At 64.0% G+C, this 16,534-nt stretch carries 16 protein-coding genes; 8 read left to right on the forward strand and 8 right to left on the reverse strand.

Annotation, left to right across the window (positions count from 1 at the left end; all coding sequences use genetic code 11):
- Positions 1-283 precede the first annotated feature (283 nt).
- On the forward strand, positions 284-1,468 hold the full coding sequence (locus EHH60_RS08165; RefSeq protein WP_124158923.1) for an autotransporter outer membrane beta-barrel domain-containing protein: 1,185 nt from the start codon (positions 284-286) through the stop codon (positions 1,466-1,468).
- Positions 1,469-1,519: 51 nt separating this feature from the next.
- On the opposite strand, the gene EHH60_RS08170 is transcribed toward EHH60_RS08165, so the two are convergent.
- Positions 1,520-2,560: a LysR family transcriptional regulator gene (locus EHH60_RS08170; RefSeq protein WP_124158924.1), complete on the reverse strand. Its 1,041-nt coding sequence runs from the start codon at positions 2,558-2,560 to the stop codon at positions 1,520-1,522.
- A 71-nt stretch (positions 2,561-2,631) separates the two neighbouring features.
- On the opposite strand from EHH60_RS08170, the gene EHH60_RS08175 reads away from it, so the two are divergent.
- The 5 genes from EHH60_RS08175 (at position 2,632) to EHH60_RS08190 (ending at position 6,246) form a co-directional block, all read left to right on the forward strand.
- Complete coding sequence (locus tag EHH60_RS08175; RefSeq protein ID WP_199751344.1) at positions 2,632-3,249, forward strand: hypothetical protein; 618 nt, start codon at positions 2,632-2,634, stop codon at positions 3,247-3,249.
- A complete protein-coding gene (locus EHH60_RS08180; RefSeq protein ID WP_124158925.1) occupies positions 3,236-3,856 on the forward strand; it encodes a GNAT family N-acetyltransferase in 621 nt (206 codons plus the stop codon). The genes EHH60_RS08175 and EHH60_RS08180 overlap by 14 nt, the downstream gene beginning before the upstream one ends.
- Positions 3,857-3,881: 25 nt before the next feature.
- Positions 3,882-4,445 (forward strand): isochorismatase family protein, encoded by a 564-nt coding sequence (locus tag EHH60_RS08185; protein ID WP_124159084.1) that lies wholly within the window; start codon positions 3,882-3,884, stop codon positions 4,443-4,445.
- Between the two features lie 30 nt (positions 4,446-4,475).
- Positions 4,476-4,646 (forward strand): hypothetical protein, encoded by a 171-nt coding sequence (locus EHH60_RS37460; protein WP_162832002.1) that lies wholly within the window; start codon positions 4,476-4,478, stop codon positions 4,644-4,646.
- A 217-nt stretch (positions 4,647-4,863) separates the two neighbouring features.
- Complete coding sequence (locus tag EHH60_RS08190; protein WP_124158926.1) at positions 4,864-6,246, forward strand: aspartate aminotransferase family protein; 1,383 nt, start codon at positions 4,864-4,866, stop codon at positions 6,244-6,246.
- A 348-nt stretch (positions 6,247-6,594) separates the two neighbouring features.
- Here EHH60_RS08190 and rnd read toward each other — a convergent pair whose 3' ends face one another.
- A complete protein-coding gene (rnd, locus tag EHH60_RS08200) occupies positions 6,595-7,743 on the reverse strand; it encodes a ribonuclease D (RefSeq protein ID WP_124158928.1) in 1,149 nt (382 codons plus the stop codon).
- 352 nt (positions 7,744-8,095) lie between these two features.
- Entirely contained in the window at positions 8,096-8,995 is a 900-nt protein-coding gene (locus tag EHH60_RS08205; RefSeq protein ID WP_124158929.1) for a LysR family transcriptional regulator, read from the reverse strand.
- A gap of 103 nt (positions 8,996-9,098) precedes the next feature.
- Between EHH60_RS08205 and EHH60_RS08210 the strand changes: the two genes are divergently transcribed.
- On the forward strand, positions 9,099-10,088 hold the full coding sequence (locus EHH60_RS08210) for a zinc-dependent alcohol dehydrogenase family protein (protein WP_124158930.1): 990 nt from the start codon (positions 9,099-9,101) through the stop codon (positions 10,086-10,088).
- Positions 10,089-10,163: 75 nt separating this feature from the next.
- On the opposite strand, the gene EHH60_RS08215 is transcribed toward EHH60_RS08210, so the two are convergent.
- From EHH60_RS08215 to EHH60_RS08230, 4 genes are read right to left on the reverse strand one after another with little or no spacing between them, the layout of a single operon-like run.
- On the reverse strand, positions 10,164-11,495 hold the full coding sequence (locus tag EHH60_RS08215; protein ID WP_124158931.1) for an ABC transporter substrate-binding protein: 1,332 nt from the start codon (positions 11,493-11,495) through the stop codon (positions 10,164-10,166).
- Between the two features lie 11 nt (positions 11,496-11,506).
- On the reverse strand, positions 11,507-12,376 hold the full coding sequence (locus EHH60_RS08220) for a carbohydrate ABC transporter permease (RefSeq protein ID WP_124158932.1): 870 nt from the start codon (positions 12,374-12,376) through the stop codon (positions 11,507-11,509).
- Positions 12,373-13,323, reverse strand: a complete 951-nt coding sequence (locus EHH60_RS08225) for a carbohydrate ABC transporter permease (RefSeq protein ID WP_199751345.1) — start codon at positions 13,321-13,323, stop codon at positions 12,373-12,375. The genes EHH60_RS08220 and EHH60_RS08225 overlap by 4 nt, the downstream gene beginning before the upstream one ends.
- 1 nt (position 13,324) lies before the next feature.
- Positions 13,325-14,173, reverse strand: a complete 849-nt coding sequence (locus EHH60_RS08230; RefSeq protein WP_124158934.1) for a phosphodiesterase — start codon at positions 14,171-14,173, stop codon at positions 13,325-13,327.
- 192 nt (positions 14,174-14,365) lie between these two features.
- Here EHH60_RS08230 and EHH60_RS08235 point away from each other — a divergent pair, with 192 nt between their 5' ends.
- Positions 14,366-14,899, forward strand: coding sequence for an REP-associated tyrosine transposase (locus EHH60_RS08235; protein WP_124158935.1), 534 nt, complete (start codon positions 14,366-14,368; stop codon positions 14,897-14,899).
- 119 nt (positions 14,900-15,018) lie between these two features.
- On the opposite strand, the gene EHH60_RS08240 is transcribed toward EHH60_RS08235, so the two are convergent.
- Positions 15,019-16,491 carry a protein adenylyltransferase SelO gene (locus tag EHH60_RS08240; protein WP_124158936.1) on the reverse strand — a complete coding sequence of 491 codons (1,473 nt, stop codon included), beginning with the start codon at positions 16,489-16,491 and terminating at the stop codon, positions 15,019-15,021.
- Positions 16,492-16,534 lie beyond the last annotated feature (43 nt).

Below are 16,534 nucleotides of genomic sequence, written 5' to 3' on the forward strand. Positions count from 1 at the left end.
TGTCGCGAAACGCACAGCAGAGCGGCCAATTCCGATTGTGTCCGATATTGCAACATGAAAAGCGCGCGTTAGCAAGCAAAGCGCGAATTTCAAGACCGCGATCGGTGCCATCATCTGCTATTTGCGACCTGTGGCCGCGGAACCACAATCGAGGGCAATAGCCTTAGCGGCAGCGGGCCAACCGGTTGACCCTTCGTTGCAGTTCGGCACAAATCGCCACATAGCGCGAGCCGCTCGTGTTGCATTTTTGCTGGCCGCCACATTTGCTTCGGGATTAGTCGCCATGCGCTGCACCTCGCAGCCGTCCGGGACACGGCAGACGATCGGGCTGGACCGCGTCCGCCGGATCGCTGCGGTCGCCAACACCTTTGCAGCCAAGGCCTTGGCAGATATGGCGCTTGCGCTGGTCGTAACGATGTCGGCCGCGACATCCGTCCTCGCGCAAAGCCCGACACCCACTCCGACCCCGACGCCCACACCGTCGCCGACGCCGATCCCGCTGCCGACGGCGATCAATTACGATCAGTCGGCCGGCAACAGCATGCTCAATTTCGGCTCGGGATTTCTGGAGCGGCTGGGCAACCAGGCCGCCAATGGTTTCAACCGATCGTTCCGGACCAATCCCGGAGGCAGCGGTGCCTCCGCGAGCGTGGAAGATCCGCGCTACCGTACCTGGTTCGAAGGCTACGGCATGTCAGTCCGGACCGACGCGCAGGGTGACTTCGTCGGCGACAAGCGCAGAACGTTTGGCGGCGTCGCCGGTCTCGGCGCGCGGCTCGCGCCCGGTGTCAACATCGGCTTCTCCATCGACCAGAGCCACACCGACATCGACGTGCCGCTCGCGCTGCAGTCCGCAACGCTCGATCTCACTCAGTTCGGCTTCAACGGCTCGGTGGACAAGGGCCCTTGGACCTGGGCCTTTGCGTTGGTGCACGGTTTCGGCAAGGTCCATTCCAGCCGCGACACCGGTCTTGGCCTTGCGACCTCCGGCTATCACGCCGCGGTCGACGGTGCGCTGACCGAGATCAGCTACTACTGGACCAAGGACCAGATGCGCATCGTGCCCAAGGGCGCGCTGGAATATGTGCGCGCCACCAGTGCCGCGTTCCAGGAATCCGGTGGGCTCGACCCGCTCAACGTCGGTTCGACGGCGCTCTCCCGCGCACGCGTGATGATCGGCGCCGAGATCGGCCGCTACTTCATCTTCGACCAGAAGATTCTGGACCTCTCCGCCTACAGCAAGTTCGTCGACAATGTCCACCAGGACTTGGGATCCATTCAGGTCAGCCTGGGCACCCAGAGCATCGTGGTGCCCGGCATCGGCGAGAGCCGTTACGGCGCGGATGCCGGTGCCTCGGCTTCGCTCAGCCTGACCAACGTGGCACGGCTGTACGTCAACTACGACGGCAAGTTCCGCAAGGAGCTCACGTTGCACCAGGGTACGGTCGGCTTCGAATACAAATGGTGAGCGCGAGCATGATTCGGAACAGTGCGTAGCGGTTTTCCGACGAGATCATGCTCACGTCGGCGTTGCCGCGACATAGCCCGCCAATCCAAACCCCTCGCGCACGGCTGTCATCATCGGCACCAGCGCATTCGGATGGATGAACTCGTCGCGGAAGCAGGGATAGGTCCTGGCATCGAAGATTTTCTTCAGCCAGTCGACGACGATCTTGTGACGCTCGGAGGTGCGAAACTCCCTGTGATAGGTGAGCCAGAGATCGGCGTGGTGGCTGACGCCGAGATCGACCGCAACGAGCGGCGCACCGAGCGCGATCGACACCGTCGGCAGGAAGCCGATGCCGGCGCCGCGTTCGACGGCATAGAGCACGCCGACCGACGAGTTGGTCTTGATGCCGACGATGCCCTCGAGCGAGTTCAGTCCGAGCACGCGGGCATAGGCGCCGTCGTCGACCTGCGGCGCGCTCTGCTTGATGATGCGGTGGTTCTTCAATTCGGCGAGCGTTGCCGGTACGCCGTAGAGGTTCTCGTATTCCTTGGAGACGAAGGGATAGATGTGCAGGCGACCGAGCTTGGTGACGATCAGATCGGGATTGGTCGGCGGCTCGAGCTGGATCGCGATATCGGATTCGAGCCGGGCGACGTCGGCCTGCTCCATCGCGCAACGCAGCTCGACGGTGATCTTGCGGTAGGTCTTCTGGAAGTCGATCAGTCGCGGCAGGATCCAGAAATTGCCGGGGCCTTCCGTCACCGCGACGCGCACGGTGCCCGAGGTGTCGTTCGACGATCGCGAGGCGCGGCGGAAGACGTTGAAGGCATGACGCTCCATATGTGCAACGTCGGCGATCATTGCGGTGCCTTCATCGCTGAGCGTGAGCCCGCTCTGGTCGCGCAGGAACAGCTTGCATCCGATGCTCTCTTCGAGCCGGTCGACGCGGCGCATCAAGGTCGTGGAGGTGAGCCCGAGCTCCTCGGCGGCATTGCGAAAACTTTTATATTTTGCGCACGCTAAAAACAGCTTCAAATCGTCCCAGGACGCATCCAGGGCTTCTTCACGGTGCTGCATCATCGCAGCACCCCGGTGCAATAACTGCTGCATACTCCTGATCCCCAACCGCTAAGCTCGTCGTCATAGCGGGGCACGAAAGCCTCGAACGATAGAGGCGTGACATGAGTATGGAAAGGGGCCCGTTTGCCGCAAGGCATGAATTCGATGCCTTGCCGCTGAGCCCGGATGTCGAGGTCCGTTGCGCGCAATTCTCCGAAATTGCGGCGCTTTCGGATATGGCACACCGGCTCGTGCCGGGCGTGCAGATCGGCGCAGCGGAGCTTGCGAGGTACTTCACGTTCGACCCGCAGAGTATCCTGACGTTCAGCCGGAAAGGCAACCTCGTCGGCGGTATGGCCTTCCTGTTTCTCAATGATCGCGGGCACGATGCGCTGCTGCTCGACGAGATCTGTCTCACCGCGCCGGAGACGTGTTATCTCGCGTCGGCGAACGAGGACGTCGCAGCCATCTACATCTGGGCGATCGCGGCGACGGGCCGCGGCATCGCCGGTCTCGGCAAGGCCGCGGCTCATCTCCGGCAGATAAGGTTTCGCGGCGCGGATTGCTATGCGCAGCCGTCAACGGTGGCCGGCCGCGACATCATGAAGTCGACGGGCTTTGTGCCGGTCCCGAGCTTCCAACCCGACCTTTGGTGCTACGAGCGTCCCTGGCATCGGCAGCCGGTGGGCATGCCAGGCGCGATCATCCAATCAAGGAGCATTGCAGATGCACGGTACTAGGATTCCTCTCGCCAAACCCTGTTCCCGCGCCATCACCATCCGCCTCGCGCGCGATCCGAACGATCTCATGCTGGTGACGGCCATCCGCTCGGCGGTCTATCTCGCCGAGCAGGATTGTCCGTTCGAGGAGGAGTTCGACGGCAACGACATGGTCGCCGCGCACTTCATCGGCTTCGTCGGCAATGAGCCTGCGGGCTGCCTGCGGGTGCGCTTCTTCGGCGATTTCGCCAAGGTGGAGCGGCTTGCGGTGCGTCACCAGTATCGGCGCTCGCGCGTCTCATTCAAGCTGGTCCAGGCCAGTGTCGATTATGTGAAGCGCAAGGGTTTTCGCAAGATCTACGGCCAGGCGCAGGACCGGTTGGTCGATTTCTGGGCCCATTTCGGCGCCAAGCCGCTCGGTCATAACCGCAAGATCACGTTCTCGGATTTCTCCTACACAGAAATGCTGCTGGAGATCGAGCCGGGTCCGGACGCCATCACGCTGGACAGCGATCCCTATGTGATTATCCGTCCCGAGGGCGATTGGGACCGGCCGGGCGTGCTTGATGCCTCGGCGGGGCGGGCGGTGACCTCACCGCTGCGGGACCTCGCATTTGCCGACCGTTGAAACTGGTGCAGCTGCGCGCAACAAAATGCTGGCTTCCATGCATGATGATCCGCCGATCCTGGTCTGTGCGGATCTTCAGGTCGAATATCTGACCCCGGGCCGTCGTCATGTCGTCCTCGACGGCGATGCGGTGACGGCGCGTTGCCTGGAACTCCTCACGCTGTGGCGCAGCAATCTGTGGCCGGTCATGCATCTGAAGCGCATCGCGCAGGCGGCCTGGTTCAATCCGGCATCGGGGCTGACCGATTGGATCGCGGAAACCAGGCCGCGGCCGGGGGAGATGACGTTCGAGCACCCGCTGCCGTCCGCCTACAGCTCGTCGCGGTTCGTAGACTACATGTCCAGCATCCGCACCACGCGCTGCATTGTGATCGGCTTTTCCCTGGACGAGACGATCCTGGCCACCGCCGTCGACGGGTTTCATCGCAGCCATCGCTACCAGGTGGTCACTGACGCCGCGGCTTGCCGTCAGCCGGGCACGGACGATGCCGCCGCCTACAGGTATGCGGTAGTGAATGTCATTGGAAATTTTGCTACAATGCAGTCCAGCGCCGAACTGATCAGAACCAGCGGCGCCGTTGCGGTGTAGGCGTCCGCAACTGGCGGATGGGGTGAGAGATTGTCACGGGGAGAGGAGCTCAAGGAGCTGGCGAGCGACCTGTCGCGTGCCGCCGAGAGGGCGCGCAGGCTTGGTCTGCCCACGACACTCTACTTGCTCTCGATGGCGCTGGTGGAGGTGAGGGAAGCCGGTGCCGCCGCCGACGATGGTGGCGATGACGGCGCGGCGTGAGAGCTGCCCCCGCGCGGTTCTGTCGTTTGCGGTTCTGCCCATGAGCGGTTCTGTCATGTGCGGATTTGTGACATGCGGCTTTGTGCATCGCTGCTGAGCGTTTGCTGCCGATGAATTGGCGTTGCATGTTTTGCGCTGTCGCAATAGCCAAGGTACCTGCCATCAAGTGATGACGCCGGCTCTGCCTGCGACGTGACGCTTTCAAGGATCTTCGCAAATGTCCATGCTGCCCAATTCGCAAGAGGCCCGGGATGTGGCCTATCAGCTCCATCCCTACACCAACGCGCGCACGCATCAGCAGGCGGGCCCCCTCGTGATCGAGCGCGGCGAGGGGCCTTATGTCTTCGACGCGACCGGCAAGCGCTATTTCGAAGCGATGGCCGGCCTATGGAGCGTCGGGCTCGGCTTCAACGAGAAGCGGCTGGTCGAGGCGGCGCACAGGCAGATGCAGGCGCTGCCGTTCTACCACACATTCTCCGCCAAATCGCATGGGCCCTCGATCGACCTCGCCGAGAAGCTGGTCGCGCTCGCGCCGGTGCCGATGAGCAAGGTATTCTTCACCAATTCCGGCTCGGAGGCGAACGACACGGTCTTGAAGCTGATCGCCTATCGCTCCAATGCGCTCGGCCAGCCGCAGCGCAAGAAGGTGATCAGCCGCCTGCGCGCCTATCACGGCGTCACCATCGCCTCAGCGAGCCTCACGGGCCTTCCGAACAACCACCGCTCATTCGACCTGCCGCTGCCGAATATCCTGCATACGGGCTCGCCGCATTTCTACAAGGACGGCGCGCCCGGCGAGAGCGAGGAAGCCTTCGCGACGCGCCGCGCCGAGGAGCTCGATGCGCTGATCCAGAAGGAGGGGCCCGATACGATCGCCGCCTTCTTCGGTGAGCCGGTGATGGGGGCTGGCGGTGTCATCGTGCCGCCGGCGACCTATTGGGACAAGATCCAGAAGGTCCTGAAGAAGTACGACATCCTGCTGGTCGCCGACGAGGTGATCTGCGGCTTCGGACGCACCGGCAAGATGTTCGGCTGCGAGACCTATGGCATCAAGCCCGACGCGATCGTGGTCTCCAAGCAAATTACCTCGAGCTATTTCCCGCTGTCGGCGATCATCCTGAACGATCGCATGTTTGAGCCGATCGCGGACGAGAGCAATAAGATCGGCGTGCTCGGCCACGGTTTCACCGCGGGCGGCCATCCCGTCGGCTCTGCGATTGCGCTTGAGAACCTCAAGATCATGGAGGAGCGCGGCCTGGTCGCGCATGCCGCCGAGCTCGGCGGCTACATGCAGGGCCGCTTACGCGAGCTCGCGAGCCATCCGCTGGTCGGTGAGGTCCGCGGCGTCGGCATGATCGCAGCCCTCGAGCTCGTGCTCGACAAGGGCCGCAAGACCGCAGCGGCGACGCCGGGCGCTATCGGTGGCATCGCTAGCCGCATGCTCCAGGAGCGCGGCGTGATCTCGCGCAACATGCTGGATGCCATCGCCATCTGCCCACCGCTGATCACGACCAAGGCCCAGATCGACGATCTGGTCGCGTCGATCTCTGGTGTGCTGAACGACATGAAGGGCGAAGTGGCCAAGCTGACGCCGGCGTAGGGCACGCTGTCGCATCAAATTCCATCATTGCGAGCCAACGGGTCCGCGCAGAGCGCGGCCCGATGACAGGCTCCGCGAAGCAATCCAGAATTCCTCCTCGGGAACAGTCTGGATTGCTTCTTGGCAAGAGCTCCTCGCAATGATGGGGTGGAAGCAATAAGCCCAAATCCCAAAGCCGTCACCCTGAGGTGCTCGCCTCTTCGGCGAGCCTCGAAGGGCGACGTCCCTGCTCCAGCAGCGGGGGCGTGCATCCTTCGAGGCTCCCCGTCCCGTGCTTCGCACCGCACGGCTCGCACCTCAGGATAACGGTGCAACATTGCTTTCGCGTTGGCAGTTGGCAACGAGGCCCTACGCCCGCTGAACCCCGATCACGCGGCCTTTCTCGATCGCAAGGGCCAGCTCGCCGCGCTTGAGCTTCAAGGCGGCATCGCCGAACAGCTCGCGGCGCCAGCCGCGCAAGGCCGGTACATCCGCCTCGTCGTCCGCAGCGATCTCTTCGAGATCGTCGACGGTCGCGATGACCTTGCTTGCGACGGCGTGGCGCTCGGCGGTCATCCGCAGCAGCACCTTCAGCAGCTCGACGATGGCCGCGCCGTTGGAGTTGTTGCGCGGCTTCTCCAGCTTGGGCAGCTTCGAGAAATCCCGCGCCAGTCCGCGCTCGACAGCGGCGATGATATCCGCGCCCCATTTGGATTTCTCGAACCCCTTCGGCACCGAGCGCAGATGTGCGAGCTTTTCCAGCGTGGTCGGCGCGTGGGTCGCGATGTCGGTGATCGCCTCGTCGCGCAGCACGCGGCCGCGCGGTACGTCGCGGCTCTGCGCCTCCTGCTCGCGCCAGGCCGCGACCTCCATGAGCACCGCGAGATCCTTGGGCTTGCGGACCCGCGTCTTCAGCCGCTCCCAGGCGCGCTCCGGGTGGAAGTCGTAGGTCCTCGGCGAGGTCAGGACTTCCATCTCGATGGAGACCCATTCGCTGCGGCGGCGCTTCTTCAGGTCGGCGTCGAGCGCTGCGAACACATCGCGCAGATGGGTGACGTCGGACACCGCGTAATGCATCTGCTCCTTGGTCAGCGGCCGGCGCGACCAGTCGGTGAAGCGGTGGGTCTTGTCCGGGCGGTGGCCGGTAACCTTCTCGACCAGCGCGTCATAGGCGATGCTGTCGCCGTAGCCGAGCACCATTGCGGCAACCTGGGTGTCGAACACCGGATGCGGGATGATATTGGCCTGGTGCCAGATGATCTCGATGTCCTGGCGGGCGGCGTGAAACACCTTCAGCACGCCCTCATTGGCCATCAGTTCGAAGAACGGCTTGAGGTCGATCCCCTCGGCCAGGGTGTCGATGACCACGGCCTCCTCGGCGCTTGCCATCTGCACCACGCACAGCAGCGGGTAATAGGTGGTTTCGCGCAGAAACTCGGTATCGACGGTGATGACGGGGTGCTTGGCCAGCCGGCTGCAGGCAGCCGCGAGGTCAGCGGTGGTGGTAATCAAATCCATGAACGGCCCATGACACTTGGTATCAGCCGTTCTGCCGAAAGTGCTGTGATGTCAAGGGGCTCTAAGCGAATTCGAGCCTTGCATCGGGCCGGAATCGGGACTTTCTGACCAAAATCCTATTCGTAGCGAACCCGCTGCGAGGGTTTTCGCGCGCAGGGCAGTGCCACCACGATCACGCACATGGCGACCAGCGCCAGCCCCAGGAACTCGATAACCAACAGATCCACGGCGAAATCTCCAGAAACATTGATAGACTTGTAGGGAGTGCGTTGAGGGTCTGTTAATTCTCGTGGTTACCGGCGGCAGGGCAGGCCGGATGGTGGACGGGGAGTTAATGGCGGCAAGGCCACTGTCACGTCATCAGCTTCGGCAGGGCGGCGGCCAACGTGTCCACGGCGCTGCGGACCTTTGGCGGCAGCCGGGGCGAACGGGGCCACAGCGCGTGGCAGTCGTAGAGGAATTCACGCTGTCCGCCGAAGAGGCGGACCAGCGCACCGGTGTCGAGGCGTTCGCGAACCAGCCAGTAAGGCAGCCATGCGAGCCCCATGCCTTGCGCGGCGGCATCGGCGATCGCCTCCAAATCGTCGAGCCTGAGCCTGCCTGTGGGCATGATCTCGCGCGGAGACTCGCCTTGCTGCGGGAACAGCCACGGCCTGACGCGCCCTGAGCGGCGATAGATGATCGCCTGATGTGCAGCGAGATCGTCGAGTGATTTTGGCTTGCCGTTGGTCCGTAAATACGAGCGCGCTCCGCACACCACCATGCGCTGGCTTGCGATCCGTCGCGCGATCAGACCGGACTGGTCGTCGAGATCGCCGGTCCGGATCGCAAGATCGTAGCCGGCCTCGATGATGTCAGCGATCGGATCGCCGAACGAGAGGTCGAGCTCGAGATGCGGGTACTTCCGCGCGAGCTTCATCAGCAAGGGAGCGATGCAGTGCCGTCCCAGCAGGGCCGGCATGGTCACACGCAGCCTGCCGCGCGGCTCGGAGGACTCGTCGGTGATGACGGCGTCGGCGGCTTCCGCCTCGGCGAGTACCGCGCGGCAGCGCTCGTAATAGGCCTGGCCGGCCTCGGTCAGGCTCTGGCGCCGCGTGGTGCGGTAGAGCAAGCGGACGCCGAGGCGCTCTTCGAGGAAGTGCACATGCTTGCCGACCATCGGCGCCGACATCTCCAGCGCGTCTGCCGCGGCCGCGAACGAGCCTAGGTCGACAGCCCTGACGAAGGCGGCCATGCTGGTCAGGCGGTCCATGATTGAAAACTCCTGGTTTCGACTGTTCGCTTGGCCAGGCGATTTATCCGTTTCTGCCGGATCGGCATAGCTCCGTTCAGTTCAACTGTTTTGGAGTGTATCCATGGCCCGCGTCGTTCGCTTTCATCAACATGGTGGTCCCGAAGTGCTGCGCATCGAGACCGTCGATGTTCCACCGCCGGCAAGCGGCGAGGTGCAGATCGGCGTCAGGGCACTCGGTCTCAACCGTGCCGAGGCCCTGTTGCGGAAGGGGACTTTTATCGAGACCGCGACATTTCCGTCGGGGCTGGGTCTGGAGGCGGCAGGCGTCGTCGGAGCGGTCGGGGATGATGTGACCAGCTTCGTGCCAGGCGATGCCGTGAGCATCGTCCCGCCGCTGTCGATGGTGCGATGGCCGGCCTATGCCGAGCTAGCGACGTTTCCGGCCGAGCTCGTCGTGAAGCATCCGCCGGAGCTTGGCTTCGAGGCAGCCGCTGCGATGTGGATGCAGTATTTGACCGCTTACGGCGCGCTGGTCGACATTGCCGGACTCATGCGAGGAGACGTCGTCGCCATCACGGCGGCATCGAGCAGTGTCGGGCTCGCGGCGATCCAGATTGCGAACCGGATCGGCGCTGTCCCGGTCGCCCTGACGCGGACCTCGATCAAGCGGCGGCCCTTGCTCGATGCCGGCGCCGCTCACGTGGTCGTCTCGGACGAGGAGCCTATCGGAGCGCAACTGCTGGAGATCGCCGGTTCAAAGGGCGTCCGCGTGATATTCGACGCCGTCGGTGGCCCCGCATTCGAGCCATTGACCGCGGCGATGTCGCCGGGCGGAATCCTGATCGAATATGGCGGCTTGAGCTCCGAACCGACGCCGTTCCCGCTCTTCAACGTGCTCGGCAAGAGCCTGACACTGCGCGGCTACCTCGTGCACGAGATCATTCGCGATCCTGCGCGACTTGCGAAGGCAAAGGCGTTCATTCTCGATGGGCTGTCGGACCGAACGTTGACGCCGATCATTGCCAGGACGTTCCGGTTCGAGGAGATCGTCGAGGCGCACCGCTTTCTGGAGTCCAACACGCAGTTCGGCAAGATCGTGGTGACGATCTGAGATCGCCTCGCCGAGCGACGGATTCGGCGCTCCACGCTGTGGAGCGCCGAGGTCGTATGCGCGTTGTCGCCGGCCCTACGGCAGCTTCAGCGACGTCTCCGCGTTGTACGGCTTGAGCGTCTCGTCGGCGGCCTTCTGGGCCGCGGCGAGGGCTTCCTTCGGCTGCTTCTTGCCGTTCAGGACCAGCATCACCTCGTCCTCGAGGTTCTTGCGGACCGGGACGGTCTTGTAGGTCGCAAACCACGGCTTGGCGACGTCGAGCTGCTCGACGGCGGTCTTGGCGTCGGGGTTCTTGCCCAGGAATTCGACCATGTCGGGCGTCTTGTAGGCGGCCATGTTGGGCGCGAAATAGCCGGTGGCGCGGCTCCACCAGGCGTTCTTCTCGGGCGAGGTCATCCACTTGATCAGCGTCCAGGCGGCCTTCTGCCTGTCTGCCTCGAGCCCTGCCGGCATGATCAGCGAGGCGCCGCCGATCGGCACGGCGTTGCGGACGTTGCGCGGGATGAAGGCGACCTTGTGGGCGAACTTGGCGTTGTCGCGCACGTAGGTGAGCGAGCCCGTCGACAGCATCATCATCGCGGCATTGCCGGAGACGAAGGAGGTGCTCACGGCCGGACCGGGCGTGGCGCCGGGCGCATGCACCTTGTGCTTATGGATGAGATCGTTCCACCAGGTGAGCGCGCCGAGCATCGAGGGCGTGTCGTAGTAGACCTCGCCGCCGAACTCCTCGTTGTAGTAGCGCCCGCCATTGCTCATGGTAAGCGTTTCCATCATCCAGCCGCAATAATCGTAGGCGCAGGGGATCGCGATGCCCCATTGGGTCACCTTGTCACCCTCGCGCTTGGTCAGCTTCTTGGCCCAGTCGGTGAGCTCGGCCCAGGTCTGCGGCGGCTTGTTCGGATCGAGGCCGGCTTCCTTGGCCTTGTCGGCGTTGATGTATAGCAGCGGCGTCGAATTGTGGAAGGGCACGCCGTAGACCGAACGGTTGATCACCGCATTGCCCTGCAGCGCCGGGAAGAACTGGCCCAGGAACTTCTCCTTGGTGGTGCCGTCGGCGGCGATCAGGCTGTCGAGATTGGTGAGCTCGTTCTCGATCTGCATGTCGAGCAGGAAGTTGGCCGACATGATCACGGCGGCCGGCGGCTTGCCGGCCTTGATCGCGGCGCGCGTCTTGATCAGCGTATCGTCATAGGACCCGGTGTAGACCGCGGTCGCCTTGACGTCGGCATGGGTCTCGTTGAACTCCTTGATCAGGGTTCCCATGTCGCGGGCGAGCTTGCCGTCGACGGGAACGGGGAAGAACAGGTCGACCTCGGTGGGGCCTTCGGCCAGCGCCGGAAAGGCGAGGGCGCCTGCCATGGTGCCTATCATGGCAAGGCCGAGCATGAGCCTGCGGGAGAACAGCATCGGAAAATCTCCTATTTGATGCCTGAGGTGACGAAAGAGCTGATGAAGCGTTTCTGAAAGATCAGGAAAGTGACGAGCAGCGGCGCGATCACCATCAGCGTGCCCGCGGCGATGGTGCCCCAGGCCTGCGTCCCTTCCGCGGTCTTGGTGAAGACGGAGAGGCCGACCGTGAGTGGACGCTTGTCGGGCGAATTGATCACCATCAGCGGCCACAGGAAGTCGTTCCAGTGGCTGGTCACCGAAATGATGGCGAACGCGGAGAAGCTCGGCATCGACAGCGGCACGTAGATGTGGCGGATGCGCTGGAGCAGGCTGGCACCGTCGATCAGGGCGGCGTCTTCCAGCTCGGTCGGGATCGCCTCGAACGCCTGGCGCATCAGGAACGTGCCGAAAGCCGAGGCGAAGAACGGCATCATCACGCCGGCCAGCGTGTCGTAGAGGCCGAGCTGCGCCACGAGCCTCAGGTTCGGCACGATCAGCAGCACCGGCACCAGCATCAGCTGCATCAGGAACAGGTAGAAGATCAGCGTCTTGCCGGCGAAGTCGAGGCGGGCGAAGGCAAAGCCCGCCAGCGTGATGGTGACGAACTGCACCAGCAGGATGCCGGCGCAGATGATCGTGGTGTTGAGCGTGTAGCGCGGGAAATCGCCGATCTCCCAGGCATCCCTGACATTGTCGAGCGTCGGCTTCAGGCTCGGCATCAGCTCGGCCATGGCGTTGATGCCGTCGGAGGCCGGGCGCAGCGTCGCCACGACCATCCACAGGAACGGGATCAGCCAGACGATCGCAAGCAGCACCGTCAGCGCGAAGCCGAGCTTGGGCGTGATCTCGCCCCGGGTGGCGAGCGGGGCGTCCCTGAACAGGCGGTCGATCAGCTTCATGGCCCGCCCTCGCGGTTCGCCATGGTCCGGAAGGAGAGCGCGGTGAGGCCCATCAGCGCTGCGAGCGTCAGCAGCGTCGCCGCCGAGGCTTTGCCGATGTCGTAATGCTCCACCGCCTGCTGGTAGATGTAGAACAGCACGAGATTGGTCGAATTGGACGGCCCGCCCTGGGTCATGACGAAGACGTGGTCGACCTGCGTCACCGCATTGAGGATGGCGATGACGGTGACGAACAGAAAGGTGGGCTTGAGCTCCGGCAGGATGATGTGGCGCAGGCGCTGATATGGGCCGGCGCCGTCGAGATGCGCGGCTTCCATCACGTCCTCGGGCACGGCCTGGAGACCGGCGAGGAAGAACAGCATGTAATAGCCGGCGTTCTTCCAGATCGTGATGATCATGATCGCATAGAGCGCGATGTCGGGGTCGCCGAGCCAGTTCGGCAGCACCGGAAGCAGCCGGCCGATGTAGTAGTCGAGCAGGCCGACATTGGGCAGGAAGATGAACAGGAACAGTGCGGACGCCGCGACCATCGGGATCAGCACCGGCAGGAACAGCGCAGCGCGCAGCGCGCTGTTCACGGCATGGGTGCGCGCCAGCGCCAGCGCGAACAGCAGCGCGAGGGCGATGCTCGGCGCCGCCGTGCCAACGGCGTAGATCAGGTTGTTGACGACGGCCCCGGTGAAGGCAGCATCGGCCAGCACCGCTGCGATGTTGTCGAGACCGACGAAGCGCAGCGGCGCCTTCGGTGTGGCGCGCTGGTAGAGCGCGTCGATGAGCACGCGGCCCATCGCGCCATACGTGAACAGCGCGAGGGAGACCAGCGAGGGCAACAGCAGCAGATAGGCCGGCAGCGAGGCTTTGAGACGCTTCGTGACGTGCCTGAGGATGTGCAGGCGCGGCGCTGCCGGGGTCGCGACGGAGAGAGTCGCGGGTTCGGCGAGGCTCATCTCACCGCGCCGGGAAACTGAGCGCGTAGTCGCGGCCATCCATTCCCGCGGGCGGGGCGAACGGGAAGCGCAGGCTCTGGTCGAGGAAGTCATGGCTGTGCACGACGAGGTTCTCGTCGTCGATCAGCACGACGCCGTAGGCCGGCGGCTCGTGGCTGGCAAGGTGCGGCGCGCTCTGGTCGAGCTCGAACCAGACCTGATGGTTGGTGCCGCGCAGCGTCGAGAACGGGATCTTACCGTAGCTGCCGAAGATCGGCCGGTGCACATGGCCGAAGAAGAGATGGCGGATGCGCGCGCGATAGGGCGCGATCACCTCGGCAAATTCCGCGCTCTGCTTCAGCCCGATCTCGTCCATCGCATGCACGCCGACCGGGAAGGGCGGATGGTGCATGAATACGACGAGCGGCATGTCCGCGGGCGCAGCCGCAAGCGTGCTCGCCAGCCAGCCGAGGCGCTTAGCGCACATCTCGCCGGCATGGCTGGTCTCGTCCAGCGTGTCGAGGAAGACGAACAGGCCGTGCTCGGTGGTGCGCGTGCCCTGCACGAAGCCGTTCGAATCGCGCGGCGCGGCCTTCAGCGCATCGAGGCAGGTGACGCGCTTGTCGTGATTGCCGACCATCGCGATGTAGGGAATTTTCAGCGCCGCCATCGCCTCGGCGAAATTGGCGTAGGATTCAGCCTCGCCCCAATGCGTGAGATCGCCTGTCACCACCGCGAAGGCGGCGTCGGATTGATGCTGGTTGATGTCGGCAATCGCAGCGTCCAGCCGGGCCCGCGGGTCGAGGCCATAAAGCGTCGAACCGGGGTTCGCGAGATGCGTGTCGGTGATGTGGATGAATTTGAAGGGCATGGCGCGCTATGTCGGGACCGTTAGAGGATGGACGCCTCCGGCAAGACGACCCTGCCAGCCCATTAGAGTGCGTATGTTTCAGTTTGATAACAGCGGTTCCCCATTCCACAGGCGGCCGACGTCGTAGGGTGGATTAGCCGAAGGCGTAATCCACCTCTGTGTGCCAACGTCAAGTTGTGCTATTGAGTGCTCATGTCCAACTATCGCCGCGCATTTGTTCCGGGGGGATGCTGGTTCTTCACGGTGAATTTGCTCAACCGACGCCAAGCGCTCTTGACGGACAAGATCGAAATCCTACGCGGAGCGGTGGCCGCAACGCGCCAAAGCCATCCATTCGAGATCGATGCTTTTGTGGTCTTGCCGGATCATCTGCACGCGATCTGGAAACTTCCAAAGGGTGACGCCAATTTTTCAGCCCGTTGGCGGTTGATCAAGACACGTTTTGCAAAAGCACTGCCGGCGAACGAGCGGCTGAGCGCAGTCCGTGCCGCACGCAACGAACGCGGCATCTGGCAGCGCCGATTTTGGGAGCATCTCATCCGCGATGAGGCCGATTACGCACGCCACGTCGAGTATTGTTACTACAATCCCGTCAAGCACGGTCACGTCTCGAAGGTTTGTGACTGGCCTTACTCGTCCTTTCATCGCGATGTCCGCGCGGGATTGTTTCCGGAGGATTGGGGCGGAGACAACAAGGTCGTCGGTGAGTTTGGTGAGCGGGTGTGATGGCTGGGTTGGCCTGTAGGATGGATTAGCGAAGCGTAATCTACCTCTTTACCTTCGGTCGTTGAGAGAGGTGGTGGATTACGCCTTCGGCTAATCCACCCTACGCACCACGGTTGTGCCTACGTCCCGCAGAACGTCTGCAGGACCCGCTGGTCCGGCAGCGGCGGATCGGCATAGGCGGCGTAGTCCGGCTGATCCTCGAACGGCTTCGCCAGCACCTTCACCAATTCCTCGAACGGCTCGTAATTGTCGTCGTTCACCGCGGCCCGGATCACGGCTTCGACGCGGTGGTTGCGCGGGATGAACATCGGATTGACGGAGTGCATGGCGGCTTGCCGTTCGACGGCGCTTTGCGGCTCCAGCGCGAGGCGCGCGCGCCAGCGGCCGGCCCATTCGTCGAACGCGGCGGGCTCCATGAATTGCGCGCGCACGTCCGCGCGGTCATCGGCCGCGGCGTCACCCAGCTTGCGGAAGGTGAGGGTGAAGTCGGCCTGGTTCTTCGCCATCGCATCCAGCAGGTCCTGGATCAGCGCATCGTCCCCGTCGCGCTCCGTGAACAGGCCGACCTTGCTGCGCAGGCCGACCTGATAGGCCGCGCTGAACTGGTCGGAGAAGGCGCCGAGAATGTCCTGGGCCTCCGCGACCGCCTTCTCCTGCTCGTCGGAGAACAGCGGCAGCAGGCATTCGGCGAGGCGCGTCAGATTCCACAAGCCGATGCGCGGCTGGTTGGCGTAGGCGTAACGGCCCATCTCGTCGATCGAGGAGAAGACCTGCGCGGGGTTGTAGGCGTCCATGAAGGCGCAGGGGCCGTAATCGATGGTCTCGCCTGATATCGACGTGTTGTCGGTGTTCATCACGCCGTGGATGAAGCCGACCAGGAGCCAGCGCGCCACGAGCTCGGCCTGGCGCGCGACAACGCTCGCGAGCAAGTCGTGATAGGGCCGCTTCGATTGAAGCAGGTCCGGATAGTGGCGGGTGATGACATGGTCGGCGAGCCGCCGAATGGCCTCCGTGTCGCGGCGGACGGCGAAGAACTGGAAGGTGCCGACGCGGATATGGCTGGAGGCGACGCGGGTCAGCACCGCGCCGGGCAGCGCCGTCTCGCGGATCACGTGCTCGCCGGTGACGACCGCGGCGAGCGAGCGCGTGGTCGGGATGCCGAGCGCGTACATCGCCTCGCTGACGATGTATTCGCGCAGGACCGGCCCGAGCGCGGCACGGCCGTCGCCGCGGCGGGAGAACGGGGTGGGGCCCGAGCCCTTGAGCTGGATGTCGCGACGGACACCGCCGCTGTCGATCACCTCGCCGAGCAGGATGGCGCGGCCGTCGCCGAGCTGGGGTACGAACTGCCCGAACTGGTGGCCGGCATAGGCCATGGCAATGGGGTCGGCTCCGGCGGGAACCGTCTTGCCGGCCAGGATCTCGGCACCCTCAGGGGTCTCCAGGAGGTCTGGATCGAGCCCGAGCTGGACCGCCAACGGCCGGTTCAGCTTGATCAGCCCGGGCGCAGCCACGGGGGTCGGCGCGACGCGGGCGAAGAAGCTGTCCGGCAGCGCCGAATAGGAGTTCTGGAAGGGGAAATGCACCGTCATAGGCTCAAGATAGGGCTGGAACGCCTGATGGCAAAGGCTCGGC

It is taken from the genome of Bradyrhizobium sp. RP6 (assembly GCF_003837805.1).
Classification (GTDB): domain Bacteria; phylum Pseudomonadota; class Alphaproteobacteria; order Rhizobiales; family Xanthobacteraceae; genus Bradyrhizobium.

Bases quoted from the DNA above. Each gene is read 5' to 3' on its own strand.
- EHH60_RS08215 (WP_124158931.1), bottom strand. From the start codon at position 11,495: ATGCTGTTCTCCCGCAGGCTCATGCTCGGCCTTGCCATGATAGGCACC.
- EHH60_RS08165 (WP_124158923.1), top strand. From the start codon at position 284: ATGCGCTGCACCTCGCAGCCGTCCGGGACACGGCAGACGATCGGGCTG.
- EHH60_RS08210 (WP_124158930.1), top strand. From the start codon at position 9,099: ATGGCCCGCGTCGTTCGCTTTCATCAACATGGTGGTCCCGAAGTGCTG.
- EHH60_RS08240 (WP_124158936.1), bottom strand. From the start codon at position 16,491: ATGACGGTGCATTTCCCCTTCCAGAACTCCTATTCGGCGCTGCCGGAC.
- EHH60_RS08190 (WP_124158926.1), top strand. From the start codon at position 4,864: ATGTCCATGCTGCCCAATTCGCAAGAGGCCCGGGATGTGGCCTATCAG.
- EHH60_RS08205 (WP_124158929.1), bottom strand. From the start codon at position 8,995: ATGGACCGCCTGACCAGCATGGCCGCCTTCGTCAGGGCTGTCGACCTA.
- rnd (WP_124158928.1), bottom strand. From the start codon at position 7,743: ATGGATTTGATTACCACCACCGCTGACCTCGCGGCTGCCTGCAGCCGG.
- EHH60_RS08225 (WP_199751345.1), bottom strand. From the start codon at position 13,323: ATGAGCCTCGCCGAACCCGCGACTCTCTCCGTCGCGACCCCGGCAGCG.
- EHH60_RS08170 (WP_124158924.1), bottom strand. From the start codon at position 2,560: ATGCAGCAGTTATTGCACCGGGGTGCTGCGATGATGCAGCACCGTGAA.
- EHH60_RS08180 (WP_124158925.1), top strand. From the start codon at position 3,236: ATGCACGGTACTAGGATTCCTCTCGCCAAACCCTGTTCCCGCGCCATC.
- EHH60_RS08175 (WP_199751344.1), top strand. From the start codon at position 2,632: ATGAGTATGGAAAGGGGCCCGTTTGCCGCAAGGCATGAATTCGATGCC.
- EHH60_RS08230 (WP_124158934.1), bottom strand. From the start codon at position 14,173: ATGCCCTTCAAATTCATCCACATCACCGACACGCATCTCGCGAACCCC.
- EHH60_RS08185 (WP_124159084.1), top strand. From the start codon at position 3,882: ATGCTGGCTTCCATGCATGATGATCCGCCGATCCTGGTCTGTGCGGAT.
- EHH60_RS08235 (WP_124158935.1), top strand. From the start codon at position 14,366: ATGTCCAACTATCGCCGCGCATTTGTTCCGGGGGGATGCTGGTTCTTC.
- EHH60_RS08220 (WP_124158932.1), bottom strand. From the start codon at position 12,376: ATGAAGCTGATCGACCGCCTGTTCAGGGACGCCCCGCTCGCCACCCGG.